Raw genomic sequence first — 24641 nt, 5'->3', positions numbered from 1 at the left:
AAGTTAAGGGTGAATTGTTTATTGCTTGCACACTTTGAGTCATTGTTAGAGGTAACCAGTTTCTACGGAAAAGCCGATGCCCCATCTCACAATCACCCCGCTTGACGCACTTCTGGACGAGCCGCGACGTATTTGTGTAAGCGGCCTGGCGGCTGGTCAGCAGATTACCCTGACGGCTACTACCTGCCGTGGTGCCGGGCAACCCTGGCAGAGCCATGCGACCTTTGCGGCAGATGCTCAGGGCGTTGTAGACCTTGAGCGGGACGCGCCGATAGCGGGTGACTACGCTAATGTCTCGGCCATGGGCTTGCTCTGGAGCCAGCGCCCGCAGGGTGAGGCCAGCAAGGACATCTTCCCGGACTCGGTGCTTGAACCGCTGCAAACCGAGGTGCGGCTTTCGGACAGCGATCAGGCCGTGACCATGATCCAGCGTCTGGCGGGTGAAGGTGTCAGCCGCCGTGAAATCCGCGAAGACGGGCTGGTCGGTACATTGTTCATGCCCTCTGGGTTCATGCCCTCTGGCGTACGGCCGCATCCTGCGGTGATGGTCCTCAACGGTTCCGGTGGCGGTATCAACGAAGCGCGGGCAGCGCTCTACGCCTCGCGAGGCTATGCCGCCCTGGCGCTGGGCTATTTCAAGGCGCCGGGCTTGCCGGCCTACATCTCCAATACACCGCTGGAGTATTTCCAGCAGGCGTTGCTCTGGATGCGCCGCGAACTCAAGCCGGCCCATGATTTCATCGCCCTGAGCGGCCAGTCCCGTGGCGGCGAACTGGTTCTATTGCTCGGCAGCCTGTTTCCTGAGCTGGTATCCGCCGTGATCGGCTATGTTCCCAGCGCACTGGTGCATGGCGGCCAGGCCGCTGCCGATCCCGCCGTGGGCCGTGACGGCCCGACCTGGTTGTATCGCGGCCAGCCGCTGGTTCACGTATGGAACAACAATCGCACCGCTTCCTGGGAAGCCCGCGATGCCGGACGCCGCAATGCCGAATCGATACTCACCGCCCTCGACGACCCCGAAGCCGTGGCGCGTGCCGTCATCGAAGTCGAGCGGATTCGTGGGCCTGTCATGTTGCTCTCTGGCAGCGACGATGCTGCATGGCCTTCCAGCCGTTTTGCGCGCATGGTCGAACAGCGCCTGCAGGACCACCAACACCCCTGGCCGGTCCAGCGCCTTGATTTCCAGGATGCCGGACATAGCATTCTCTTGCCCTATATCCCGGCAACTTATAGCGATGACGGCAATCCCGAGGCCAACGCGCTGGCCAATGAGCAGTCATGGAGTGGGGTGAAATGCTTTTTGCAGCGGGCAGTTGCCGGAGTACAGGCTTGATCGCGACAGTGGCGTGTCTACGAAAGCATGAGCGATTCCAGTAACATTGCAGGGATATATAAACCGGGCCCAGCAGTCTTGAACCCGGTAATCGCTGTTTTCAGTTAAAAGTACTGAAGGCCGCACAGAGGCAACCCAGGGGATTTTTTATGTGTGCTCAACGTCAGGATGTCACTGATACACCATTGGTGACAGTGATCATCGCTTCCTACAATCATGCACGCTATATAGAGGACAGCATCAACAGCGTCATCAATCAGACCTACCCGAATATCGAACTTTTGGTGGTTGACGATGGCTCCAAGGACGAAAGCCCGGAACTGCTGAAAAAGCTCCAGGAACAGCACGGTTTTGATTTGCGCTTTCAGGCCAACCAGGGCCTGGCCCGTACGCTGAATGACGCGATTGAACGTGCACAAGGTGAGCTGATCGTGCCGTTTGGCTCCGACGACATCATGTTTCCCCATCGTATTGCCACCCAGGTGGAATACATGAAGGACAAGCCCGAAGTGGGCATCTGCGCAGCCAACATCGAAACCATCGACCAGGATGGCCAGATCATGGGCGCGCGTGAGCAGCGCAACCGCAACCTTGCATTCCGCCGTCTGGATTTCGATGATCTGTTTCTCAATCGCAAGCCGGGACCGGCGTCAGCCACCCTGATGTTTCGACGGGAAGCGCTGGACAAGGTCGGCTGTTTCAACCCTGAGATTCGTCTGGAAGATATCTATATCGAACTAGCGATTGCACGCGCCGGTTACTTTATCGACATACTTGGCGAGGTGTTGGCGCAGTACCGTGACCACCCGAGTAATACCTTCAAGAACGGGCGGTTCATGGTCGAGAATGTTTTGAAAACCTACGAAGTGTTCAGTGATCACCCGCAGTACGAAAGAGTGTGCATGAACTTTCGTAATTCCACGGTGCTCAAGTACGCCAACCGCGACAAGACCCTGGCCCGGGAAGTCCTGGCGGAGATCCCGGTCAAGTACTGGAACAGGAAAACCCTGCGCGGTGTTTGGCGGTTGATTACTTCCTGAGTGCGCGCTCCTGCTTCCAGTGAATCAGCGACTGGGCATAGATCAAGGCCAGCGGCATCCAGATAAGGAACCAGTGTTCCTTGGGGCGTGACATGAAGGCATTGCCTTCAGTCAGCCCGGAAGCAAATCCAAAAATAAGCCAGGTCGCCGCGATGGTGACGGCGGCGTTACTGCGGTAGATCCAGCAGAAACGGATCGCCAGGCCATACAGCGTCATCCACAGGGCCAGCCCTACGATACCGCCCGAATAGAGCACACCCAGCTCCATATTGTGTGGATCGGCAAGATTGAAGGACAGGCCCGGAATGACCACTGTCATCGATGTGCCGAAACCGTGGCCTAGCCAAGGGTGTTCGCCGATCTGGCGCAGCGACTCCATCCATATCGCGGGCCGGTAGGATAGACCGCGTTGTGTGATTGCGTCTGGGTGAATCAGCAGAACAGCAATCAGGACAGCAACAGCTGCTCCTATGGCCAACAGGCTGCGGCGTCGGTCGCCCACGAGTAACAGCCACCCCAGAGCGGCCGCGAGCCCGATCAAGGGCGTCCTTGATCCGGTGGCCATGATGGCTGCGCCTAGAACCGCCAGACAGATAATCGGTACCAGATTCCAGGCCTTGCGCGCCTGAAACCATGTGGCCAGCCAGAATGCAGCGAATGCGCCCAATACATGAGCGGTGAGCAACGGGTTTTCGAGCACGCCGTAGCCATTCAGGCGTTTTTCACCGGCCGGCATCTCGAAAGCCAGGAAATAGAGCAGTGACAGGCCTGCGACCAAGGCCGCAACCATAGCCGAAAGACGTGTGTACTGCTCCAGCCGTGCAGGGTAATGCAAGGCAATGAGGCCGGTAGAAAACAACAGCAACATGACGTACATCGGGCGCTTGATAAGGCCTGGCAGATCATCTTCCGTCACGGCCCACGCAATGCTGATGAGGATATATACACTGAAGGCACTGAATGCGATGAATAACGGGTTACAGGTCAGGGCCTTCAGCAAGCGTGGCTGCAGGACCAGCGCCAGAAAGGTGGGGAAGGCCAGGAAAATATAAAAAAGCTTGTGGTAGAGCGCTCTATCCCAGATCCAGAAAATCCCTGTCAGAGTAATCAGCCAGCCTAGCGGTAATAAGTATTTGGTGATCAGATTGCTCAAACGGTGGTTTCTACTCTCTAGTGATACATCAACTGACATTTTTCGTGCCCATCTATATAAACCCTGTAATTGTATGGGATACGCCTTTGATTTATCAGGAGTATCTTGCGGGCTGTTTTAGTCTTCATGAAAACGGTTGGCCGTGTTTTGCGCCAAAGAAGTTCAAAAATTACCGGTCTTTATCGCAGACCGGTGGTCCTCAATTTCCGAACAAGCCAGCGTCCCCAACATTGCCGGCGCCGGTAGCTTACACGTCAGCGGGTGAAAAGGGCGTGAGGCTTTATTCAAAATCATTGCAAGCTCATCATTTATATAGAGAAATCCCCGGTTAGGAGGGTGAGATGCTCGCATGAGGCGATTCGACACCTGTGGGCGGGAGATTTTCAGAGAGCTACGCACGAGTGCTGGGAACGCTGGACTGTGAGCCCTCGGTTATACCAGCTGTCATGCCGACGCTTGATGAAATTCATGGGGTGTTTGAATGGTGACGACCTTGCCGCAGGTTGCGACGCCTGAGCGCTCTGCTCAGAGACATATCGGCACTGGCTCTCGCCAGGACACATGCGCTTTGTCACGTATGCACATTAGCCATCTGTTGGCGTATCTCAATGGCAGTCTTGCCCTTGGTTTCAACCATCGTGCCCGATGTCTGAATCTGTGCAATATCCGCATCGTTCAGGCCCAGGCTGCGCAAGCTGTCAATCCACCGCTGCAGACGTCCTGGAGCCGTATGCCTTGCATTGGGGCCCTTGGCCTTCAGGCAAGAATTGCACATGTCATCAGGAAACGGTCGGCTTTCCCATGTGCCCGGTCGACGGTATTCAAACAGCCCGCAATCACAGCGGCACCACCAGAGAGTTCCCTTTCCTGACCGACTTGGCCGATACCAGGCTATCGCAGTCATCTTTCCACGTCGCTTGCCGGTGTAATCGGCAGCGTTTTCGGGGCGGGGAGAGACGGGTGGCAGACGATTGAGGATGGTTTGGCTCCTTGTAGTGTTCATGCATGCTTCCTTGAGTAATTGCTGTCTTTCAGGCAGGTAAGCCTTTGGTTCAGTAGTGGTAAATTGATGACGTAGGACATATGCCAACTGCTTAAGGCTAGCCCCGAAACCAAGTGGGTTTGTCTTGAATAGGAAATATACTTCCTGTTCTGGGTTTTGTGCAACGTGTTGAATGCTTATTTTTGAGCAGCCCCTGATGGACTACAACGTTGCCTTTGGCACAACCTTCAAGCGCTTGCGACGCCTGAAACGCATGACCCAGGAAGATTTCGGAGCGGTGGTGAGCGAGCGCTATGTTCGGATGTTGGAGAAGGGTGAATACTCGCCAACCTTAGGGACTGTTGCCGATCTTGCTCAGGTTTTGCAGATGAGCCCGGTCACGTTGATTGGGTTGGTGCAGGCGGAGTACTTGGGTGTAGATGCGGAAAAGCTGATGGAAGAGGCTCTGAGTGAGGCGCAGGTTTTTGGTGAACTTGACTCATTGAGATGATGCAGGGCTTGTGACGATTTGTTTTGTGCGGTTGCCATATGATTGGCGAAGTGGATTCTGAGGTGGGTGGGGGCTGCGCCGTCTGGGCCATAGTCGCCGACAGCGGTTTTTCATTGGTATTTCTGAACGCCGAAAAGAAGAAGGCCAGCTCTGAGGCTGGCCTCTCTTTGATCTGGTGGGCCCACACGGACTCGAACCGTGACCAAAGGATTATGAGTTGCTGGGCGAGCAGGTATGCCTAGAGAAATCGTACGTAGGTGAACGTAGGTTGGCATAGCTGGAGGCCCCGTGGTTACTGATGTTGAGCGTAGTTTTGAGAAGGTTGGTCAAGCTGGGTACTGTACCGTGGTTGTACTGATTTTGCAGCGTATGAGCTTCGACTTAATGTAACGCGGTTACCATGTTCAATTCTGAAGAGGCGAATGCTTGGCCTCGAATGGGCGCTTGGCATTGGTAGCGGCTGAGCCCGGCTTCCGGTTACATCAGGAGGCCGCAATCTGTCGCAGCAAGCTCCCTCTTGAAGCACTGCCCCAGCCGGATCATCATTCGGGATGCGCATTCTCTGCTTTTGCGCCTTAATGTCGTTCATGCTGAGAAATTGGTACGGCACCACTTTCCGTGAACACCTCGGCACGCGAGTCTGTAACCTATTCAGGAGGCCCCTTGCTAACTCTCTCAGGATCGCTCGCGATTCGTCACCAATCCTGACAAGCCCCATGACTGCATCCATCCGCCGAGCAACATCCCTTCGCCCTGGACAATTCAAACACTTAATCCGCGTAGCATCTGTGACTGGCCGTTTACCAGAGCGCGACGTGATGCTTTTGTGGCTCACACATACCACTGGGGTTCGCGTCACCGAATTGGCCTTGCTGGAGGTCGTTGATGTGCTGTATTCCAGCGGGGCTATCAAGCCCGAAGTGTATCTACGCGCAGAAATCACCAAGGGCTGTCGACCGCGCAATGTGTACCTGACCAATCCACGATGCCTGCGCCCATGTTCAAAACTGGTCACTACACACAAGGGCCAAGCATTTGAATTGGCGTTGAAGCACCGCGAGCTGGACAGTGGGCTGGGCCTGTGATTCGCTCCAACAGACAATCAGCAGGCTTTATCGGCAGGCGGGCATAAAGCAAGGTTCATCGCACAGCGGACGGCGCTCATTGGCGGCAAAGGTGCTGGCTGCGACTGGCGACGTGGAGACGGTACAGACCATCCTCGGTCATGCTTGCCTTGATCACAGCAAACCCTATTTGACTGTGGATCAAGCAACAATCCGACATGCTTTTGCGATTGCGATGGCATAGTGCTATCGATAGTATTAATTGGATCCATTTTTCCCGGGGTCGAAACTACCCTTAAGCCTGCAATATTGTGGGCTATTGGAGTAAACGATTTAATTTTAAGGAGAGGTCTTATGGCTCTTAAACCAGGCCCAAAGCCAATTGCTAAATCAACCGGCGAAGTAGATAAGCGTCGTCGTGACAATAAAGATACACAAGGAAATAATCCCGATTTAAAGCCTAGCAAGTCCTCAAAGAAATAGGTTTTTAGCTGACAGAAGCTACCATGATGGTAGCTTTTGTCATTGGATCATGCCCCCACGCTTGCAGGTATTGATCGACCAGGTGGGTGCAGATGAGATTGGCTACAGCGGCCTTGCAAGCGGTGTAGAGCTGTTGAACGATGCGCTGTCGCAAGGCGATCACTCAATGGCTGAGACGTGGGCTAAAAGGATGATCGAGCGACAGCGCAACATCCATGCCCGGAAGACCAACACTACTCAATCAAACTGACCACGGAAAAATCGATGAGCGCGTTGAGTAGCTACAAGAGTCAGATCCATCTGATGCGGCAGATTCACGAAGCCATATACTACATCAGCAGAGCAGAAGAGCTAGGCGATCCTAATTTATGGACCTCGTACCCCCCGTCCTAGAGTTCTTTGGCCACTTCAAAAGTGCGGTCAACTCGTATGCCAAATGCTTTATAAGCGCTGGGAAGGGACGCCGAAAGCTAGAAGCTTCTTCGGTATTTGAATCTAAGCCCACGTATTTGGATCAGCACAGCAGAATCATTGACTTGCGCCATACTTACGTCGCCCATAATGACGAAAACGCGTTTGAGACGGTAACAGTTCGCGAAGAGGATGCACCAGGAGAGCTTGCGCTGCACCTCCAGTATGCAATCTCCTTTCCTTTTGACCGCCTTTACGAACTGCGTAAGCTGATCCGGCTGGTTGAACTTCACATTGTTGATCTTCAGAAGGCTCATCTCGCCGCCATTGAGCGTGAGGTAGGTAAGCCTGTACGACTCATAATAGATGGGAACGCAGACACTGCGCTCTGATACTTAGGAAAACCGCATAGGGACGCCGATTTCGCGTCCACGATATTGCAGGGGCGATTCGATATGGCGTTAATCCAGTGGTGGACCAGCATATCTTCATCAGAACAAGCAGCTTGGATCCAAGCTGTAGGATCGGTAGCAGCAATCTGCGTAGCTGTGGCAATTCCCGCCATTACTAGCTTGAGCCAAAGACGGGCAAAGACAGCTGACAATGCAGAAAAGGCGAAAAACCTAATCCTCAGCTTCTACCCGTCGTTGCTCAGAATGAACCGATCATTAGACCGATTCATAGAAACAAGCGACTCCGCATATTCTGAGGACGATGGTGTCATCAACATCGATCCCGATGACGGCGACTTTCAAAAGCACATTCCAGATCTGTTGGCCGCAGCTACTTCGCTCGCACAATTTTCCTCAGCCGTCGCTGGGCCTCTGAGGGCATTGTTGTATCGCTTGATAGACATGCAGCACTGGCTCGAATCCATTCCTGCAATCCAGCGTTCTGGGTCGCCAGGTTTCTACAGAAATAATCTGGATGACATTCGCGAGCGAGCGATTGAACTGAATGTGCTGACAGGCGAAGCACTTGAAGCGTGCTCCACCTCGCTCCAGGAAAAACCGAATCATTGAGGAAAAAGCGGCGATGAGCGAAAAAGTGCGGAAAGTTAAACCGACCCAGCCTGCGGCAGACACGCCGATTGACTGGCCTCGCTCAGATCCCGCCGCCCTGGCCAGCTTCGACCCTGCGACAAAGACGTGCAACATGAACTGCGGCCCGCATGCGCAAGACCGCGCTGTTGTAATGAGCGCCTCTTGCTATGTAGCGATTGCTAGCTAAGCAGCGACCCCTGAAGCCGCTCATGTGGGGCCGAGGACGTAGAAGGACGTCCGTTTCGCGTCCACGAAAACAAGGAAGCAGCATGTTCAAACTGAAGTTGAGTACTTATTTGGCTGTTTTAGCTGCCATAGCTGTGATGGTACTGCTTTACGGCGCTCAGAAAGAATCTGAGAAAATCAGCAGAAGCGGCAGACTGAAACGTCTTCGCAAAATGCAGCCGTTCAGGAACGTATTGCGGATCAACCTAATTAGCACGGAAAATCATGATCAAACGTCTGACCAAAATTGCATTTTTATCTTGCCTAAGCGCGTCGGTAATCAGTCTTATCTTAGGCGTATGGTCCGTTTGGGAGTTGCCCGCCTTCAGCGGCAAGCTAGTGACCTCGGGAGGTATTTTGATGGCTCTGGCTGGTGTGCTTCAGCTGGAGATCAGCAATTTTTTTCAAAACCTTTTTTCCGATTATTCAGACTTGGAGCGGTATCCTAGATGGGCCCCATCACGCGTTGCACGACAGGTCATAGACAACCCAGACCGACCCATAGCCACCAAGTTACGTAACCTCTCGTTCTTCAACGTCCGCACGGCTCTATGTGCGCGTTTACTGCAGCCAGCAACCGACGTTCCTCCTCGGCAGATAAGCGCCGATCTCTGCCTTCGCCGGGGCTTGGCTTGCGTATGTTCAGCACCAGGTTGAAACTTATCCCCAACCCCCACTCTTGGATTGCCACGGTGTACAGGTGGCTCAGGAGAGCAAGCTCCAGACGCACAGTGTTGTTGCTTGTTGGCTTGCCGCGATTGGTGATCGAGGCTAGGCGCGTATCCCGGTAATTGGCGATGATTTCTGCGGAGAGTGCAGCCATCGAGTACTTGCCTAGATGACTGATTAGCTGCTGAGCCTTTGTTGCCTCGACGCGCTGAGTTGTCGGTTTCTTCGTCGGGCTGATTTCGGCCAGATAGCGTTTCAATGCCATGGCCAGAGTCATACGTTCGGACCCACTTCGCTGGATATACACGCCTCTGACCATTTCATCTTCTGTGCGACGGGTCCAGTCTTCGGCATCACGTTTTGTACGAAAGGTCTTGGCGTTGGCGGGCCAGCCGGTTTTCCGCACCAGGGCTTTCCAAGTGCCGGCGTCTGTTTTGACGATGGTGGCCATGCTATTTCTGCTCCAAAAACGTACCGTTGTTTTGGCACTGTACTGATTTTGTACCTGTGGACCATAGGACTGGCAGCTGTTTTTGTCGCAGACAGCAAAAAGCCGCGCAATGCGCGGCTTTGAGTTTGGTGGGCCCACACGGACTCGAACCGTGGACCAAAGGATTATGAGTCCTCTGCTCTAACCAACTGAGCTATGGGCCCTCAGTAGGCCGCGGATTATAACGGCGGTTTCGCGGCTGTGCTATCCGAAAAATCCGAAAGATTCATAAGAAGAAATCTGGAGCAGAATTCTTCCGGTGGCAAGGGCAGGCTGACGATGTAGCCCTGGATCTGTTCGCAGCCGTGTTCAGCGAGGAATTTCTGTTGGTCGCTGTTCTCCACGCCTTCGGCGATGATGGTCAGTTGCATGCTGCGGCCCAGGGCGATGATGGCGCGGACGATGGCTGCGTCGTGGGTGTCTTCCGGGAGGCCGCGGACGAAGGACTGGTCGATCTTCAGGATGTCCAGCGGCAGTCGCTTGAGGTAGCTCAGTGACGAATAGCCAGTGCCGAAGTCGTCGATGGCCAGCTGGACGCCGAGTTTTTTCAGTTTGTGCAGCACCGACAGGGCTTCTTCGGTCTGGCTCATGATGAAGTTTTCGGTGATTTCCAGTTGCAGGCAGCCGGGCTCCAGGTCGTTGTCCGTGAGCAGTTGTTCGATGCGAGCGAGCAGGTTGGGCTGGCGCAACTGGGCGCCGGCCAGGTTTACCGAGAGCGGGCCGAAGGGTTCGTACACCTTGCGCCATTCACACATCTGGCGGCAGGCGTGTTCCAGTACCCAGTCGCCTATTTGCAGGATCATGCCGTTTTCTTCTGCCAGCGGGATGAAGTGCTCGGGCGGTACTTCGCCGAAAGTCGGGTGGCTCCAGCGAATCAGGGCTTCGGCGCCGACCATTCTGTTGGTCAGCAGGCTGGTCTTGGGCTGGTAGGACAGGCTCAGTTCGTTGCGTTCGATGGCGCGGCGCAGTTCCTGTTCGAGGGCGATTCGTTCGCTGGCCTGGGAGGTCAGGTCACGGGTGTAGCTTTCGATCCGGTTGCGGCCCTTGGCCTTGGAGCGGTACATCGCGGCATCAGCGTTCTTGACCAGTGTGGCGACGTCGCTGCCATCGGTCGGGAACAGGCTGCTGCCGATACTGGCGCTCATGAAGAACTCATGTTCGCCCGCCTGGAATGGCGCGGTGAAGCAGGCCAGGAGCTTGTTACCGATGGTTTCCGCGTCGCTGGGTTGCAGCAGGCCGGGTAGCAGGACGATGAACTCATCGCCGCCGATCCGGGCCACGGTGTCGATATCGCGCAGGTTCTCCTTGAGGCGCTGTGCGATGCCTTTGAGGAGCAGATCGCCCACCGGATGGCCGAGGCTGTCGTTGATATGTTTGAAGCGGTCCAGGTCGAGGAACAGCACGGCTCCCAGGCTGCCCGACTCTTCGCTGTGCAGCAGCGCGGATTGCAGGCGGCTTTCAAACAGGGTGCGGTTGGGCAGGCCGGTCAAGGGGTCATGATGGGCCTGGTAGTCCAGGCGGGCCTGGGCATGCTTGAGGCTGGAAATATCGGCAAACACGGCGACGAAGTGGGTGATGAAGCGGTCCTTGTTGCGCACGGCGCTGATCGTCAGCCAGCACGGGTAAAGCTCGCCATTCTTGCGGCGGTTGCAGATTTCGCCCTGCCAGTGCCCTTCGGCGCCCAGTTGATGCCACATCGCGGCATAGAACGCGCTGTCATGCTGGCCGGAAGCGAGCAGGCGAGGGGTCAGGCCCAGGGCTTCGTTTTCGCTGTACCCGGTAATATTGCTGAACGCCCGGTTGACGGCGTTGATGCGCTGGCGGGTATCGGTAATCAGTACGCCTTCGGCGGTGCTCTCGAACACGGTGGCGGCCAGGTGCAGCTTTTCCTGCATCTGTTGGCGTTCGGTTATGTCGCGGGACAGGGTCATGATGCATTCTTCGCCGGCAATCAGCAGAGGGTGCGATGACATTTCGCACAGCCGGATCTGGCCGTCCAGGCGCCGGATCTGGCCGCGAAAGTCCCGTACGACGCCATTCTGTTGCAGTTGCCTGATCAGTTGCTGGCGCTCGTTCGGGTCGACCCAGATCTGCAGGTCGAGGCTTGAGCGCTCCAGGCACTGGCTTTCGCTGTAGCCAGTCAGCAGACAGAAGCCTTCGTTGACATCCATCAGCACGCCGTCGCGGCTGCGGGTGATAGCCAGGCCGTCGGGCGAGGAGTGGAAGGCCTTGGCGAATTTTTCTTCGGAGAGTTGCAGTTGCTGCTGGGCCTGCTTGAGCGGCGTGATATCGATGAGGGTGAGCAATACGGCTTGCGTTGCACTCATCTCGAAGGATTCGGCTGACATCAGGCAGGAAAAGCTACTGCCGTCCCGGCGGCGCAGAGGCATTTCCAGGTTGCGGATCCCGCCTTGCTGCAAACGCTCCAGCAGGCCCGGGCCAATGCCGGGAACAGCCCACAGGTTGATTTGCGTCGCGGTCTTGCCGATCACTTCGTCGCAGGTCATGCCGGTCTGGGTCACGAAAGCCTGGTTGGCCTCAAGAATGATGCCGTCTGACAGGCGGGCGATTATCAGGATATCCGGGCACTGGGCAAAGACCGAGGCGAATTTCCCTTCCGACAGGCGCAAGGCTTCCTCGGTTTTCTTGCTGTCGCTGATATCGATCATCAGCCCGCGTCTGACGGGTTCTGCGCCGCGCTTGATCAGGCTGACGATGTCGCGGATCCAGAGGACTCGGCCTTCGGCATTGCAGACTCGATAGTCGAGGCTGTGAGCGTTACCGCTCAGGGTCTGTTGCTTGCAGAAGGCTTCGGCGGCCTCGACATCCTCCGGGTGCACGATGCTGCGCCAGAAGCCGGGCGTCAGCCATTTTGCCAGTGGATAGCCCAGCAGGCTTTCTGCCTGCGGCGATACGTAGTTGTACGTCAGGTCCTTCGGGTTGGCTTCCCAGGCGACTGCCGAAAGGCTTTCAACCAGCCCGCGATAATGATGTTCGCTGCCGCGAAGCTTTTGCTCCAGCTCGACTCCGCGAGAGATTTCCAGGCTGAGTTTTCGGTTGTTGCGAATGACTACTGCAAGAGCCGCTGAAAGCAATAACAAGCCGGGCAGGCCATATAGAAGGAAATTTTCCCAATGCACCGGGTGATGGGGCGCGTTGTTTTCCCATCTGTCGATTTCCGGTTGCTGGGTGCTTGTGAACGTTGTGTCCGATGCCAGCAACAGGTTTTTCGAGTCTTGCCGGGTAAGCCTGAATTCCGGGCTTTCCAGCTCCGCAGGGCGGTGGGAGGGCATCTCGTTGTGCAGTTGTGCGCTGACGTGATTGGGCTTGAAGGCGGTGTCCGGCAGGTCCGGAGTGTTGGCGTGTGCTATGGAGCCGATCAGGAAAAAGAGTGTAATGGCCGACAGTCGTAACATGGCAGCCTCATAGCGGCGGATAGTAATGAGACGAGTGTAGACGGGGTTGGAAAAGGCGTGAAAAAACTCGACTGCCAGAAATCGTTACACCAGAAAAGCAAAACCCCCGGCGGGCCGGGGGGTTGTTTACTTGCTTGCTCGATTACTCGTCAAGGAACGAACGCAGGTGTTCGCTTCTTGTCGGGTGACGCAGCTTGCGCAGTGCCTTGGCTTCGATCTGACGAATCCGCTCGCGGGTTACGTCAAACTGCTTACCAACCTCTTCCAGAGTGTGGTCGGTATTCATGTCGATGCCGAAGCGCATGCGCAGAACCTTGGCTTCACGGGCGGTAAGGCCCGACAGCACTTCGCGTGTGGCTTCTTTCAGGCTTTCAACCGTGGCTACATCGATTGGCGACTGCATGGTCGAGTCTTCGATGAAGTCACCCAGATGCGAATCTTCGTCGTCACCGATCGGGGTTTCCATGGAGATCGGCTCTTTGGCGATCTTCAATACCTTGCGGATCTTGTCCTCAGGCATTTCCATGCGTTCGCCCAGCTCTTCCGGAGTCGGTTCGCGACCCATTTCCTGCAGCATCTGCCGGGAAATACGGTTGAGCTTGTTGATCGTCTCGATCATGTGCACCGGAATACGGATGGTGCGTGCCTGGTCGGCGATCGAGCGAGTGATCGCCTGACGGATCCACCAGGTGGCATAAGTCGAGAACTTGTAACCACGACGGTATTCGAACTTGTCCACCGCCTTCATCAGGCCGATGTTGCCTTCCTGGATCAGATCGAGGAATTGCAGGCCGCGGTTGGTGTACTTCTTGGCGATGGAGATCACCAGACGCAAGTTCGCTTCGACCATCTCTTTCTTCGCGCGGCGGGCCTTGGCCTCACCGATCGACATGCGACGGTTGATGTCCTTGATCTCGGCAATCTTCAGGCCGGTTTCTTCTTCGAGCGCGGTCAGCTTCTGCTGGCAACGCTGGATATCCGGCTGCAGACGGGCAATGGCTTCGGCATATTTGCTTTTGCCTTTGGCCAGTGCGTCGGTCCAGCTTTCGTCGACTTCGTTGCCAGGGAACTGGCGCAGGAAGTCGGCGCGTGGCATGCGGGCGTCACGAACACACAATTGCATGATCGCGCGCTCTTGGGCACGGAGGCGATCAAGGGCACTGCGCACGCGCTCGACCAGGCCTTCAAACTGTTTTGGAACCAGTTTGATCGGCATGAACAGCTCGGCCAGGGCGACCAGCTCGGCGATGGCATTCTTGTCGTCACGACCGAACTTCTTCAGCGCCTTGCGGGTGATTTCCATCTGCTCGGAAACGGCACCGAAGCGCTGTTGAGCAATGACCGGATCCGGACCGCTTTCGGTTTCTTCTTCGTCGTCGGAAGAGTCGCCCGATTCGTCTTCCTCATCGTCGCCGTCTTCAGCCTTGGCTGCTTTTGCGTCGATGGGTGGAGGCACTTCGGCAGGCGGCGCAATGCCGTCGTCCGGGTCGATATAACCGCTCAGAACGTCAGACAGGCGGCCGCCTTCGCTCGTGACACGGTCGTATTCGGAGAGAATATGGTCAACCGTGCCAGGGAAGTGCGCGATTGCGCTCATCACTTCACGGATGCCTTCCTCGATACGCTTGGCGATTTCGATCTCGCCTTCACGGGTCAGGAGTTCAACGGTACCCATTTCGCGCATGTACATACGCACGGGATCGGTAGTACGACCGATGTCGGTTTCAACCGCTGCCAATGCTGCGGCCGCTTCTTCTGCGGCAGCTTCATCGGTATCGGCATCGGCCAGCATCAGGGCGTCTGCGTCCGGAGCACTCTCGTGTACCGGGATCCCCATGTCGTTGATCATGCGGATGATGTCTTCCACCTGCTCAGGATCTGAAATATCCTCAGGCAAGTGGTCGTTGACCTCTGCGTAAGTCAGATACTTCTGCTCACGACCCAGGGTGATCAACTCTTTGATACGAGATTGCTGTTGCGCTTTTCCGGACATAACACCCTATCCACTGAAGGTCTTGGCGGGCAAAAAACAAGCCGAGGATTATACCCGAGCTATGACCTCACGCGCCAGTTGAGGTCGGGTTTTGTGCAGAAACATTGCGACTAAGCAGCTGCAGCAATAGAGTTTTCTCTTCTGCTGTCAGGCCGACCTGACGATCTTTGATGATCAATTGATCAATGTTCCGCTCACGTTGGTTTGCCGATAGCCTAGTTATAGTGTCGAAAAACTGTTGTTCAAGGTTGTCGGCCTCGATCAACCATTCCTTCTCTGCCAATGCACGCAACAATCGGCCCTGTTCCGTGCCATGCCAGCGTGCTATCAACTGTAACGACCGAAGCTTCGGATTCTTTTGCCGGGCCTCGATCAGAGAAACCAGCAGTTGCGCCTGTACCTGGTCTTCTGCGGCGAAATGGCTGGCATTTTCGACCTTTTCGGCCAGTTCGGGATGGTGCAGCAGGGTTCTCAGTGCAGCCTGCATCGGCGGCTCGACGGCCGTGGGGATGCGTGGCGTGCGCGGTTCAAACTCCTGACGCTTGCCTTTTTTGTCCCAGGGTTTCTTTTCCCATTTTTTCTGATTCTGACCACCGGCTTTCTTCGGTGACCATTGCTGTTGCTCTTCGTAGCCGCCGTGCTGCTGGTAATCGGCGAAATCCGGCATTGCGTCGTAATCGACGTACGGATCGTAGCTGGGAGGCACATCGGCGGGTGCACTTTGTACCAGTTGGCTGACGGCTTCGTTGTTGAGGCCGGTGATTTCGCTCAGGCGCTGGCGCATGAGGGTGCGCAGATTGGCGCCGGGAACCTTGTCGATCAACGGTGCTGCAAGGGTGGCCATGTGGGCCTTGCCTTCGAGCGAGCGCGGGTCGGATTCCTTGGTCAACTGCTCAAAGAAATAGTCGGCCAGCGGCTGGGCGTGCTGGTTGATGCGTGCCTTGAAGGCGTCGGTGCCTTCGGAGCGCACCAGGGTGTCCGGGTCTTCACCCTCGGGCAGAAACAGGAAGCGTGCGCGCCGTCCGTCCTGCAGGCTCGGCAGGGTGGCTTCCAGTGCGCGCCAGGCGGCATTGCGGCCGGCCTGGTCGCCGTCGAAGCAGAACAGCACGTTGGGTACGACCCTGAACAGCCGTTTCAGGTGCTCTTCGCTGGTTGCGGTGCCCAGTGTGGCGACGGCATTGCGCAGGCCTTGCTGGGCCAGGGCAATGACATCCATATAGCCTTCGACGACGATGATTTCGTCGAGGTTGCGGTTGTACTTGCGTGCCTCGAACAGGCCGTAAAGCTCCTGGCCCTTGTGAAACACCGGGGTTTCAGGGGAGTTCAGGTACTTGGGCTTGTCGTCGCCCAATACCCGGCCACCAAAGGCGATGACGCGGCCGCGTGAGTCGCGGATCGGAAACATGACCCGGTCACGAAAGCGATCGTAGCGTTTGCCGGTTTCCGCGTTCTCGATCAGCAGGCCGGCATCGATCATGACCTTTTGCTGAAGCGTGTCGCTGCTCAGGTGCTTGTAGAGATTGTCCCAGCCGGGCGGGGCGAATCCCATGCCGAAGTCCCGGGCTATTTCTCCCGACAGGCCACGGCCCTTGAGGTAATCCACGGCGGCCTTGCGCATTGGGTGGCTTTTCAGGGCCTGGCGATAGAACTCGGCCGCGGCGGTGAGCAGCGGGTACAGCGGAGAGTCGGTCGGCTGGCGCGGTTTCTGGCCTTTGACGCTCTGTTCGCGCGGGACTTCCATGCCTGCGGCTTTGGCCAGGTCCTCGACCGCCTGGGGGAAATCCAGGTTGTCGTGGTCCATGATGAAGCCCAGCGCGTTACCGCCTGCGCCACAGCCGAAGCAGTAATAGAACTGTTTGTCGGGGCTGACGCTGAAAGAGGGGGTTTTCTCTTTGTGGAACGGACAGCAGGCGCTGAAGTTTTTCCCGGTTTTCTTCAGTTGCACGCGCGAACTGACAACATCGACGATGTCGGTGCGGTTCAGAAGGTCGTCAATGAAGCTTTGGGGAATTAGCCCTGCCATGGCGTTCTCGTCATCAGGCGTACTGCGAAAGTATCGTGGCGAATCTGCAGGCGTGCACTCACATATCTACCCGCGTTGTCAGCCATGTTAGCGACACGCAGACAGGTATCGGCATCCGATGATCGGGCCTGTAGCTTTGAAAGGAAATATGCGTGCAGCGATTTCATGTGAATTCGACAGCCTGTAGCTTCGGTGTTCACGTAACCATCGTTCACGTAGCTTCGAGAGAGACGCTGCCTTGGCTGAGCTTCTTGCGAAGTCATCAAGGCATGCTCGTCATGCTCATTGGTCAAGCCTGTCCGATGGACAGATCGATCAATGTTGCCTGAAGCAGGCTGGACGTGCTTTGACGGAGTGCTCTTGGTCGCATGTGCGACTTCAGGCAGTCTCTGTCAATCAAGCGTATTGCTGGTGTTCCAAACTGCCGACAGCCCGGCTTTGAGGCCGGGCAAGGCAGAAGCTTGCGACGTAAGGCTGTAAATTAATACAGACGAACGGCGCGGCGCTGTTCGCGCTGGACTTTCTTGGCGTGACGCTTGACAGCAGCTGCTGCCTTACGCTTACGCTCGGAAGTCGGCTTCTCGTAAAATTCGCGGCTACGAACTTCAGCCAGAACACCGGCTTTTTCGCAGGAGCGCTTGAAACGACGCAGAGCTACGTCGAAGGGTTCGTTCTCTTTAACTTTGACGGCTGGCATCCAGAGCTACCTTCATTCATTACCGGGGTCAACGCCTCGTGCAAACACTGCACAAAAGTACGTCGGTTTTTAAGGGTTGCGGATGTTAACCCCTCATTGAGAGGAATGCAAAGCCTCTGATCGAAAACCGCTGGTCGGAGCCTTGGACGACGACTATCATGCGCGCCTTCAAATCTGCCCCCTACAAGGCGCAAACCCATGTTAGTACTGGGATTAGAAACTTCCTGCGACGAAACCGGCGTCGCACTCTACGACAGCGAACGCGGTTTGCTGGCTGATGCATTGTTCAGTCAGATCGACCTGCATCGCGCCTATGGTGGCGTGGTGCCGGAGCTGGCTTCGCGTGATCACGTCAAGCGCATGTTGCCGCTGATTCGTCAGACTCTGGCCGAAGCGGACTGCGTTGCGACCGACATCGATGCCATTGCCTACACGGCCGGGCCGGGTCTGGTCGGTGCATTGCTGGTGGGTGCTTCCTGTGCCCAGGCCCTGGCCTTTGCCTGGGACATTCCGGCCCTGGGCGTGCATCACATGGAAGGCCATTTACTGGCGCCGATGCTTGAAGAGCAGCCGCCCCGGTTTCCGTTCGTCGCTTTATTGGTTTCCGGCGGCCACACGCAACTGGTTCGTGTGGATGGCATTGGCCGTTACGAGCTGCTGGGTGAAACCCTGGATGACGCCGCAGGCGAGGCTTTCGACAAGACCGCGAAGATGATGGGCCTGCAATATCCCGGTGGTCCCGAGATTTCCCGGCTGGCGACGCGGGGTGTGGCGGGGCGTTTTGCATTCCCGCGGCCAATGACCGACCGTCCGGGCCTGGAATTCAGCTTCAGCGGCCTGAAAACCTCTGCGCTCAATACCTGGCAGCAATGCCAGAGCGCTGGGGACGACAGTGAGCAAACCCGTTGCGACATCGCTCTGGCCTTCCAGCAGGCGGTAGTGGAGACTTTGACCATCAAGTGCAAGCGCGCACTCAAGCAGACCGGCCTCAAGAGCCTGGTTATCGCCGGTGGTGTGAGTGCCAACAAGGCGTTGCGAGTGTCGCTTGAGAGCATGCTGGCGGATCTGCGTGGGAATGTTTACTACGCACGTCCCGAGTTCTGCACCGATAACGGTGCAATGATCGCCTACGCCGGTTGTCAGCGGCTGCTGGCGGGGCAGAAGGAAGATTTGAGCATCAGCGTGCAGGCGCGCTGGCCGATGGAGCAGTTGTCGGGTATCTGATGCTGTTTGTCGGTTTGGCATGAAGTTGAACGGTTTTCATGCCGTCCATCAAAAATGCCGTTCGCGCCCGGCCAGCAGGTCGCGTAAATTGCCGCGATGGCGCCAGACGATCAGCAAGGTCAGGACACTCATGGGCAGCAGCGCCCGCGGTTCCTGCCAGGCCAGCAATGGCAGGGTCAATGGCGTGGCGATCAGCGCTGCCAGCGAGCTGGTGCGGGTCAGATAGAACGTCAGCAGCCAGGTGGTGATTGCCAAGGCAGCAGCGGGAGGGTAGAGCCCCAGCAGCATTCCGGCTGCGGTCGCGACGCCTTTGCCGCCGCGAAAACGGAAGTACAACGGAAACAGATGGCCCAATACGGCGCAAACGCCTATCCAGGCCTGTTGTCTGGGGTCCAGGCCGCCAAGGCTGGCAAGCAGCACAGGCAGCAGGCCTTTGCAGAGGTCGCCGAGCAAGGTCAGAACGGCCAGTTTTTTACCGGCCAGACGCAGCATGTTGGTTGCGCCGGCATTGCCCGAGCCGCTGGCACGCGGGTCCGGGCTGCCATTGAGGCGGCTGAGCAGGATGGCGAAGGACAGTGAGCCGAGCAGGTAGGCGAAAATAGCCAGTAACCAAAACATGCTAACCATTCCGGGCGAGGATGCCCTGATTCTAACGGCGCATCGCGCCCTTGTCGTGCAGTGGAGAGTAGTGCTTGGACAGAGTTTTCATCGACGGTCTGGAGGTCGACACGGTGATCGGCGCTTATGACTGGGAGCGTGGCATTCGCCAGTGCCTGCGACTGGACCTGAGTTTTGCCTGGGATAACCGGCCTGCCGCAGCGGGCGACGACCTGAGCAAGGCACTGGACTATGCGACCGTTTGCACCCGTATCCAGGCCTTTGCCGACGAGGCCCAGTTCCAGTTGGTGGAAACCTTTGCCGAACGCCTGGCCGAGGTGTTGATGAGTGAGTTTCATATTCCCTGGTTGCACCTGAGGCTGACCAAGCCGGGTGCGGTTGCCGCTGCTGCGGGCGTGGGCGTGGAGATTGAGCGCGGATGTCGCTGACTCGGGTTTTCCTCGGGCTCGGCAGTAATATCGAGCGCGAAAGGCATTTGCATGCCGGGCTGGATGCGCTGGACTCGTTCCTGAGCGACCTGACCTGCTCGCCGGTGTTTGAAAGTCATCCGGTGGGAATCAAGAGTGGCCCGTTCTTCAATCTGGTGGTGTCGGCCCTGACCGATCTGCCGTTGATGGACCTGGATCGCCGCTTGAAGATGATCGAAGCGGATAACGGTCGTTATGCCCCGGATCGCAAGGGATTGCCGCTGGATATCGACGTGCTTCTGTATGGCGAGCAGGTCGGCAATTTCGACGGCCTGATCCTGCCGCGTGCAGAGATTCTCAAGAATGCCTTTGTGTTGTTGCCCTTGTCGCTGATCGCGGCCGATCGGCTGCATCCCGGTGTTGGCGTGTCGTTCGCTAGGTTATGGGCCGAGGCGCAGATCGATCAGCAGCTCTGGCCTGTGGCCTTTGAGTGGCGCGGGATGCAATTGACGCCTTGAGCCATCTGTAGGAGTGAATTCATTCGCGGGAGGCCAGTGCTGCCGATGTGTTTTCAATGCCGTCTTCGCGGATAAATCCGCTCCTGCAGGGTGCAGCTCAAATCCCCGACTTGTGTTCAGCCTTGTACACCCTCAAGGCATCCAGTCGTTCGCTCTTCAGCGCATTGCCCAGTTCCTGACCCTTCAAACCCTTCTCCACCAATGGCTGGACAGCAACCGTCCGGGCCGCATGGGCTGCGCCGCGCAGGTATTCGGCCTGTGGGTAACTGCGTTGCTCGAAGCCGTCGCGTCCTCGGGCGTCCATCTCGCAGGCAGCAATGAATTCTTCAAAGCGCTGCGGACGGCGGTAGACGTCGAAACTCTGCAGCAACTCCAGCAGGGTCGAGGGTTTGAGTTCCAGCGCACGATGTCCGTGGGTGTGATACTGACCCACCAGCAGCGCCAGTTCCTGACATTCCTTTGGTGCCCGAAAGCGTTCGTTGACAGCTTTTATCAAGCGCAGGCCGGTGTGTTCATGGGCGATGTGCCGTGGCCATTCGGACTCTGGTGTCAGACCTTTGCCCAGATCATGCAGCAGGCAGGCCCAGCGCACGCTCAGCGGATGCTTATGAATGGCGGATTGCCCAAGTACGCTTAGCACGTGTTTGCCGGTGTCTATTTCCGGGTGATGGGCAGCAGGTTGCGGCACGCCGAACAGGGCATCGATTTCAGGAAGCAGTTCCTTGAGAGCGCCGCAGTCATGCAGGACCTGTATGAACACCTGGGGCTGGTTTTCCATCAGCGCTCTGGAGATCTCCTTCCAGCTACGCTCGGGTGTCAGGGCCTTGAGTTCGCCGGATTCGCTGAGTTGACGCATCAGCTCCAGAGTCTGTGGTGCGATGCTGAAACCCATGGGAGCATAGCGCGCGGCAAAGCGGGCCACACGCAGGACCCTGAGAGGATCTTCGGCGAATGCCGGGGAAACGTGACGCAACAAGCGCGCTTCGATATCGTTCTGACCGCCATAGGGATCGGTCAGATTACCGTCCTTGTCTTCGGCAATGGCGTTGATGGTCAGGTCGCGGCGAATCAGATCCTGTTCCAGCGTGACTTCCGGGCTGGCGTGAAAGATGAAACCGCCGTAGCCGACGCCGTTCTTGCGCTCGGTGCGGGCCAGCGCGTATTCCTCGCCGGTCAGAGGATGAAGAAAGACCGGAAAGTCAGTGCCGACCGGGCGATAGCCCTTGATCAGCATTTCTTCGGCGGTGGCGCCTACGACTACCCAGTCGGTGTCGGTAACGGGTTGACCCAGCAGGCGGTCGCGGACAGCACCACCAACTTTATAAATCTGCATAAAAAACCTCCGTAAGCACGACAGGATAAACCTGAGTCGCCCTCACGGAGGTTAAAACTTATCGATTACCCGTTAAAAACGTTTCATGGTAATGCGCTTCAGAGGTGAACGACCGCCAGATCGAGTCTCGGGTATTCGCCGTCAGCGTGCTCGCCTCGTGGCGGTACGTGGTGAGTTTTCATTACCTGATCGCCTTGCAGGGTTTCCAGATGAATATCGAAGCCCCACAGGCGGTGCAGGTGTTTGAGCACTTCGTCCGTCGATTCCCCCAGCGGTTTACGGTTGTGTTGTTGGTGGCGCAGGGTCAGCGAGCGGTCGCCACGGCGGTCGATGCTGTAGATCTGCACGTTGGGTTCACGGTTGCCCAGGTTGTATTGAGCGGCCAGGGTTTCCCGGATGGTGCGATAACCGGCCTCGTCATGGATCGCGGGCACCAGCAGGTCGTCTTTCTGGTCGTCGTCCATGATGCTGAACAGCTTGAGGTCACGAATGACCTTGGGCGACAGGTACTGGAGAATGAAACTCTCGTCCTTGAAGCTGGACATGGCGAACTTGATTGCCGTCAGCCAGTCGGTGCCGGCAATTTCCGGGAACCAGCGACGATCCTCTTCGGTGGGGTGTTCGCACATCCGCCGAATGTCCTGATACATGGCAAAACCCAGCGTGTAAGGGTTGATGCCGCTGTAATAAGGGCTATCGAAGCCTGGCTGGTAGACCACGCTGGTATGCGATTGCAGGAACTCCATCATGAAGCCGTCGGTGACCAGCCCTTCGTCATACAGGTCGTTCATCAGCGTGTAGTGCCAGAACGTCGCCCAGCCTTCGTTCATGACCTGAGTCTGGCGCTGCGGGTAGAAGTACTGGGCAATCTTGCGCACGATGCGCACCACTTCGCGCTGCCATGGCTCCAGCAGCGGCGCGTGTTTCTCGATGAAATACAGGATGTTTTCCTGTGGTTCTGCCGGGAAGCGGGCGTTGTCTTCCTTGCTGCCCTTGTCGGCACTTTTCGGGATGGTGCGCCACAGGTCGTTGATCTGCCGCTGCAGGTGCTCTTCGCGATCCTTCTGCCGGCGCCGCTCTTCTTCGGCTGAAATCGGGTAAGGACGCTTGTAGCGGTCCACGCCGTAGTTCATCAGGGCATGGCAGGAGTCGAGCAGGTCCTCCACCGCATCGATGCCGTGGCGCTCTTCGCACTGCATGATGTACTGCTTGGCGAACACCAGGTAGTCGATGATCGAGCTGGCATCGGTCCAGGTGCGGAACAGGTAGTTGCCCTTGAAGAAGCTGTTATGCCCGTAGCAGGCGTGGGCAACCACCAGCGCCTGCATACAGATGGTGTTTTCTTCCATCAGATAGGCGATGCACGGGTCCGAGTTGATCACGATTTCGTAGGCTAGCCCCATCTGCCCGCGACTGTAGGATTTCTCGGTGCTGAGAAAGTGTTTGCCATAGGACCAGTGGTGATAACCCAGTGGCATGCCCACCGAGGCGTAGGCATCCATCATCTGTTCGGCAGTGATGACCTCGATCTGGTTCGGATAGGTATCCAGGGCATAACGCTCGGCAATACGGCTGATTTCGCGGTCGTAGGCCTGGATCAGTTCAAATGTCCACTCGGATCCCGTGGAGAGGGGTTGGCGTTTCTGCTCTCTAGCGGTCATGTCACTAACCTGCGCTGGAAGAGTTCACGGAATACCGGGTAGATATCACCGGCAGTGACCAGCTGCTGCTGGGCAAACGTGTCGGCAAATTCCTCGCCGATGCGTTCGTATTCAAACCATAGCGCCTGATGCTCGCGCGGGGTGATCTCCACATAGGTGTAGTACTGCACGAAAGGCATGATCTGCTTGGTAAGGATTTCACGGCAGATCGGTGAATCATCGTTCCAGTTGTCGCCGTCCGAAGCCTGGGCGGCATAGATGTTCCATTCGTTGCTCGGATAGCGCTCGGCCATGATCTCCTGCATCAGTTTCAGAGCGCTGGAAACGATGGTGCCGCCGGTTTCCCGTGAATAGAAGAATTCCTCTTCGTCCACTTCCCGGGCGCTGGTGTGGTGGCGAATGAACACGACTTCGATCTTGTCGTAGTTACGCTTGAGAAACAGGTACAGCAAGATGAAAAAGCGCTTGGCAATGTCCTTGGTCGCCTGGGTCATGGAGCCGGAGACGTCCATCAGGCAGAACATCACTGCCTTGGAACTGGGGTTGGGTTGCTTGACCAGCAGGTTGTACTTGAGGTCGAAGGTGTCCAGGTAGGGCACGCGACGAATCCGCGCTTTCAAGCGCTCGACTTCTCCTTCCAGTTCCTGGATATCGCCGAAGTTGTCCGGTTCTTCTCGCTTGAGTCGCTCCAGTTCGCTCATCGTTTCCTTGAGCCTGGCGCGGCTGCTGCCCGACAGGGCAATGCGCCGAGCGTGGGCTGAGCGCAGGGTGCGAATGATGTTGATGCGTGAGGGGTTGCCCTCGTTGCTGATGCCGGCGCGCACGGTCTTGAACGTGTCGGTGCCGGTCAGGTTGCGCTTGACCAGATTGGGCAGTTCCAGGTCCTCGAACATGAATTCGAGAAATTCTTCCTGGGTGATCTGGAAGACGAACTCGTCCATGCCTTCGCCGGAGTTGCTGGCCTTGCCAGGTCCCTTGCCAGCGCCGCCACCCTGGGGGCGGGCGATATGTTCGCCGCTGGAAAACTCCTTGTTGCCGGGGTGTACAACGGTCTGTTTGCCACCGCGGCCATGATGAAGCACCGGTTCGTCGATATCACGACCGGGGATACTGATCTGCTCGCCATGCTCCATATCGGTGATGGAGCGACGGCTGACTGCTTCTTCCACCGCTTTTTTGATGTGGTCACGATAACGCCGCAGAAAACGCTGGCGATTTACCGTGCTCTTGTTCTTGCCATTGAGGCGTCGGTCGATCACATAGCTCATAGGCCCTCCGGGCAGCCGCAAGTAGAAAGCAGCTTCAAGCCACAAGCTGGTGACGGTTGTATCGGTAGGTCCGACCGTT

21 protein-coding genes, 1 tRNA gene and 3 pseudogenes are annotated in these 24641 nt (G+C 56.8%); 13 read left to right on the top strand and 12 right to left on the bottom strand.

Going from position 1 to position 24641, the window contains the following annotated elements:
- Window positions 1-76 precede the first annotated feature (76 nt).
- A complete protein-coding gene (locus ALQ04_RS11935) occupies window positions 77-1333 on the top strand; it encodes an acyl-CoA thioesterase/bile acid-CoA:amino acid N-acyltransferase family protein (protein WP_122315965.1) in 1257 nt (418 codons plus the stop codon).
- 149 nt (window positions 1334-1482) lie between these two features.
- Window positions 1483-2373, top strand: a complete 891-nt coding sequence (locus ALQ04_RS11930) for a glycosyltransferase (protein ID WP_122315964.1) — start codon at window positions 1483-1485, stop codon at window positions 2371-2373.
- Here the strand turns inward: ALQ04_RS11930 and ALQ04_RS11925 are convergent.
- Window positions 2363-3565, bottom strand: coding sequence for an O-antigen ligase (locus tag ALQ04_RS11925; RefSeq protein ID WP_122315963.1), 1203 nt, complete (start codon window positions 3563-3565; stop codon window positions 2363-2365). The two genes, ALQ04_RS11930 and ALQ04_RS11925, sit on opposite strands and share 11 nt — an antisense overlap.
- Before the next feature lie 350 nt (window positions 3566-3915).
- Here ALQ04_RS11925 and ALQ04_RS27260 point away from each other — a divergent pair.
- Window positions 3916-4014: pseudogene (locus ALQ04_RS27260) on the top strand (transcriptional regulator); the annotation flags it as partial.
- A gap of 83 nt (window positions 4015-4097) precedes the next feature.
- Here ALQ04_RS27260 and ALQ04_RS26745 read toward each other — a convergent pair.
- Window positions 4098-4529 (bottom strand): hypothetical protein, encoded by a 432-nt coding sequence (locus ALQ04_RS26745; RefSeq protein ID WP_147466589.1) that lies wholly within the window; start codon window positions 4527-4529, stop codon window positions 4098-4100.
- Window positions 4530-4725: 196 nt separating this feature from the next.
- Here ALQ04_RS26745 and ALQ04_RS11910 point away from each other — a divergent pair, with 196 nt between their 5' ends.
- The 7 genes from ALQ04_RS11910 (at window position 4726) to ALQ04_RS11880 (ending at window position 8694) form a co-directional block, all read left to right on the top strand.
- On the top strand, window positions 4726-5019 hold the full coding sequence (locus ALQ04_RS11910) for a helix-turn-helix domain-containing protein (RefSeq protein WP_183142159.1): 294 nt from the start codon (window positions 4726-4728) through the stop codon (window positions 5017-5019).
- 716 nt (window positions 5020-5735) lie between these two features.
- Window positions 5736-6104: an integrase gene (locus tag ALQ04_RS27255; protein ID WP_259644994.1), complete on the top strand. Its 369-nt coding sequence runs from the start codon at window positions 5736-5738 to the stop codon at window positions 6102-6104.
- The gene (locus ALQ04_RS27250) at window positions 6088-6327 is read left to right on the top strand and encodes a tyrosine-type recombinase/integrase (protein ID WP_259644993.1); all 240 of its coding nucleotides are present in this window, start codon (window positions 6088-6090) and stop codon (window positions 6325-6327) included. The genes ALQ04_RS27255 and ALQ04_RS27250 overlap by 17 nt, the downstream gene beginning before the upstream one ends.
- A gap of 110 nt (window positions 6328-6437) precedes the next feature.
- A complete protein-coding gene (locus tag ALQ04_RS27245; RefSeq protein WP_256214295.1) occupies window positions 6438-6566 on the top strand; it encodes a hypothetical protein in 129 nt (42 codons plus the stop codon).
- Window positions 6567-7102: 536 nt separating this feature from the next.
- A complete protein-coding gene (locus ALQ04_RS26740) occupies window positions 7103-7369 on the top strand; it encodes a hypothetical protein (protein ID WP_147466588.1) in 267 nt (88 codons plus the stop codon).
- A 63-nt stretch (window positions 7370-7432) separates the two neighbouring features.
- On the top strand, window positions 7433-7999 hold the full coding sequence (locus tag ALQ04_RS11885) for a hypothetical protein (RefSeq protein WP_147466587.1): 567 nt from the start codon (window positions 7433-7435) through the stop codon (window positions 7997-7999).
- A 290-nt stretch (window positions 8000-8289) separates the two neighbouring features.
- Window positions 8290-8694, top strand: a complete 405-nt coding sequence (locus tag ALQ04_RS11880) for a hypothetical protein (protein ID WP_122315956.1) — start codon at window positions 8290-8292, stop codon at window positions 8692-8694.
- A 95-nt stretch (window positions 8695-8789) separates the two neighbouring features.
- Here ALQ04_RS11880 and ALQ04_RS11875 read toward each other — a convergent pair.
- The 6 genes and pseudogenes from ALQ04_RS11875 to rpsU all read right to left on the bottom strand — a co-directional run.
- Window positions 8790-9365: pseudogene (locus ALQ04_RS11875) on the bottom strand (site-specific integrase); the annotation flags it as partial.
- A gap of 126 nt (window positions 9366-9491) precedes the next feature.
- Window positions 9492-9568: transfer RNA gene (locus ALQ04_RS11870), tRNA-Ile, on the bottom strand.
- 15 nt (window positions 9569-9583) lie between these two features.
- Window positions 9584-12529 (bottom strand): annotated as a pseudogene (locus tag ALQ04_RS11865) (EAL domain-containing protein); the annotation flags it as partial.
- Between the two features lie 433 nt (window positions 12530-12962).
- Entirely contained in the window at window positions 12963-14813 is a 1851-nt protein-coding gene (gene rpoD, locus ALQ04_RS11860) for an RNA polymerase sigma factor RpoD (protein ID WP_122315954.1), read from the bottom strand.
- Window positions 14814-14880: 67 nt separating this feature from the next.
- Window positions 14881-16836 (bottom strand): DNA primase, encoded by a 1956-nt coding sequence (gene dnaG / locus ALQ04_RS11855; protein WP_122315953.1) that lies wholly within the window; start codon window positions 16834-16836, stop codon window positions 14881-14883.
- A gap of 481 nt (window positions 16837-17317) precedes the next feature.
- Window positions 17318-17533, bottom strand: coding sequence for a 30S ribosomal protein S21 (rpsU, locus tag ALQ04_RS11850; protein WP_002551877.1), 216 nt, complete (start codon window positions 17531-17533; stop codon window positions 17318-17320).
- Between the two features lie 198 nt (window positions 17534-17731).
- Here rpsU and tsaD point away from each other — a divergent pair, with 198 nt between their 5' ends.
- Window positions 17732-18757, top strand: coding sequence for a tRNA (adenosine(37)-N6)-threonylcarbamoyltransferase complex transferase subunit TsaD (tsaD, locus tag ALQ04_RS11845; protein ID WP_122315952.1), 1026 nt, complete (start codon window positions 17732-17734; stop codon window positions 18755-18757).
- Between the two features lie 48 nt (window positions 18758-18805).
- Here tsaD and plsY read toward each other — a convergent pair whose 3' ends face one another.
- Window positions 18806-19375 (bottom strand): glycerol-3-phosphate 1-O-acyltransferase PlsY, encoded by a 570-nt coding sequence (gene plsY / locus ALQ04_RS11840; protein WP_183142158.1) that lies wholly within the window; start codon window positions 19373-19375, stop codon window positions 18806-18808.
- Between the two features lie 74 nt (window positions 19376-19449).
- Between plsY and folB the strand changes: the two genes are divergently transcribed.
- The gene (folB, locus tag ALQ04_RS11835; RefSeq protein ID WP_122315950.1) at window positions 19450-19803 is read left to right on the top strand and encodes a dihydroneopterin aldolase; all 354 of its coding nucleotides are present in this window, start codon (window positions 19450-19452) and stop codon (window positions 19801-19803) included.
- Window positions 19794-20300 carry a 2-amino-4-hydroxy-6-hydroxymethyldihydropteridine diphosphokinase gene (gene folK, locus ALQ04_RS11830; protein ID WP_122315949.1) on the top strand — a complete coding sequence of 169 codons (507 nt, stop codon included), beginning with the start codon at window positions 19794-19796 and terminating at the stop codon, window positions 20298-20300. The genes folB and folK overlap by 10 nt, the downstream gene beginning before the upstream one ends.
- A 97-nt stretch (window positions 20301-20397) precedes the next feature.
- Here the strand turns inward: folK and ALQ04_RS11825 are convergent, their stop codons facing one another.
- From ALQ04_RS11825 to ALQ04_RS11815, 3 genes are all read right to left on the bottom strand, one after another.
- Complete coding sequence (locus tag ALQ04_RS11825) at window positions 20398-21633, bottom strand: multifunctional CCA addition/repair protein (RefSeq protein ID WP_122315948.1); 1236 nt, start codon at window positions 21631-21633, stop codon at window positions 20398-20400.
- Window positions 21634-21731: 98 nt separating this feature from the next.
- Window positions 21732-23294, bottom strand: a complete 1563-nt coding sequence (locus ALQ04_RS11820; protein WP_122315947.1) for a SpoVR family protein — start codon at window positions 23292-23294, stop codon at window positions 21732-21734.
- Window positions 23291-24562 (bottom strand): YeaH/YhbH family protein, encoded by a 1272-nt coding sequence (locus ALQ04_RS11815; protein ID WP_122315946.1) that lies wholly within the window; start codon window positions 24560-24562, stop codon window positions 23291-23293. Before ALQ04_RS11815 ends, ALQ04_RS11820 begins: the two co-directional genes overlap by 4 nt.
- Between the last annotated feature and the right edge of the window lie 79 nt (window positions 24563-24641).

The organism is Pseudomonas cichorii (genome assembly GCF_003700275.1).
GTDB lineage: Bacteria > Pseudomonadota > Gammaproteobacteria > Pseudomonadales > Pseudomonadaceae > Aquipseudomonas > Aquipseudomonas cichorii_B.
This window is presented reverse-complemented; position numbering and strand designations above follow the sequence as displayed.

What these genes read in the sequence shown, in the direction of transcription:
- ALQ04_RS11935 (WP_122315965.1), top strand. Translation starts at nt 77, where the DNA reads ATGCCCCATCTCACAATCACCCCGCTTGACGCACTTCTGGACGAGCCG.
- ALQ04_RS11930 (WP_122315964.1), top strand. Translation starts at nt 1,483, where the DNA reads ATGTGTGCTCAACGTCAGGATGTCACTGATACACCATTGGTGACAGTG.
- ALQ04_RS11925 (WP_122315963.1), bottom strand. Translation starts at nt 3,565, where the DNA reads ATGTCAGTTGATGTATCACTAGAGAGTAGAAACCACCGTTTGAGCAAT.
- ALQ04_RS26745 (WP_147466589.1), bottom strand. Translation starts at nt 4,529, where the DNA reads ATGAACACTACAAGGAGCCAAACCATCCTCAATCGTCTGCCACCCGTC.
- ALQ04_RS11910 (WP_183142159.1), top strand. Translation starts at nt 4,726, where the DNA reads ATGGACTACAACGTTGCCTTTGGCACAACCTTCAAGCGCTTGCGACGC.
- ALQ04_RS27255 (WP_259644994.1), top strand. Translation starts at nt 5,736, where the DNA reads ATGACTGCATCCATCCGCCGAGCAACATCCCTTCGCCCTGGACAATTC.
- ALQ04_RS27245 (WP_256214295.1), top strand. Translation starts at nt 6,438, where the DNA reads ATGGCTCTTAAACCAGGCCCAAAGCCAATTGCTAAATCAACCGGCGAA.
- ALQ04_RS11885 (WP_147466587.1), top strand. Translation starts at nt 7,433, where the DNA reads ATGGCGTTAATCCAGTGGTGGACCAGCATATCTTCATCAGAACAAGCA.
- ALQ04_RS11880 (WP_122315956.1), top strand. Translation starts at nt 8,290, where the DNA reads ATGTTCAAACTGAAGTTGAGTACTTATTTGGCTGTTTTAGCTGCCATA.
- rpoD (WP_122315954.1), bottom strand. Translation starts at nt 14,813, where the DNA reads ATGTCCGGAAAAGCGCAACAGCAATCTCGTATCAAAGAGTTGATCACC.
- dnaG (WP_122315953.1), bottom strand. Translation starts at nt 16,836, where the DNA reads ATGGCAGGGCTAATTCCCCAAAGCTTCATTGACGACCTTCTGAACCGC.
- rpsU (WP_002551877.1), bottom strand. Translation starts at nt 17,533, where the DNA reads ATGCCAGCCGTCAAAGTTAAAGAGAACGAACCCTTCGACGTAGCTCTG.
- tsaD (WP_122315952.1), top strand. Translation starts at nt 17,732, where the DNA reads ATGTTAGTACTGGGATTAGAAACTTCCTGCGACGAAACCGGCGTCGCA.
- plsY (WP_183142158.1), bottom strand. Translation starts at nt 19,375, where the DNA reads ATGTTTTGGTTACTGGCTATTTTCGCCTACCTGCTCGGCTCACTGTCC.
- folK (WP_122315949.1), top strand. Translation starts at nt 19,794, where the DNA reads ATGTCGCTGACTCGGGTTTTCCTCGGGCTCGGCAGTAATATCGAGCGC.
- ALQ04_RS11825 (WP_122315948.1), bottom strand. Translation starts at nt 21,633, where the DNA reads ATGCAGATTTATAAAGTTGGTGGTGCTGTCCGCGACCGCCTGCTGGGT.
- ALQ04_RS11820 (WP_122315947.1), bottom strand. Translation starts at nt 23,294, where the DNA reads ATGACCGCTAGAGAGCAGAAACGCCAACCCCTCTCCACGGGATCCGAG.
- ALQ04_RS11815 (WP_122315946.1), bottom strand. Translation starts at nt 24,562, where the DNA reads ATGAGCTATGTGATCGACCGACGCCTCAATGGCAAGAACAAGAGCACG.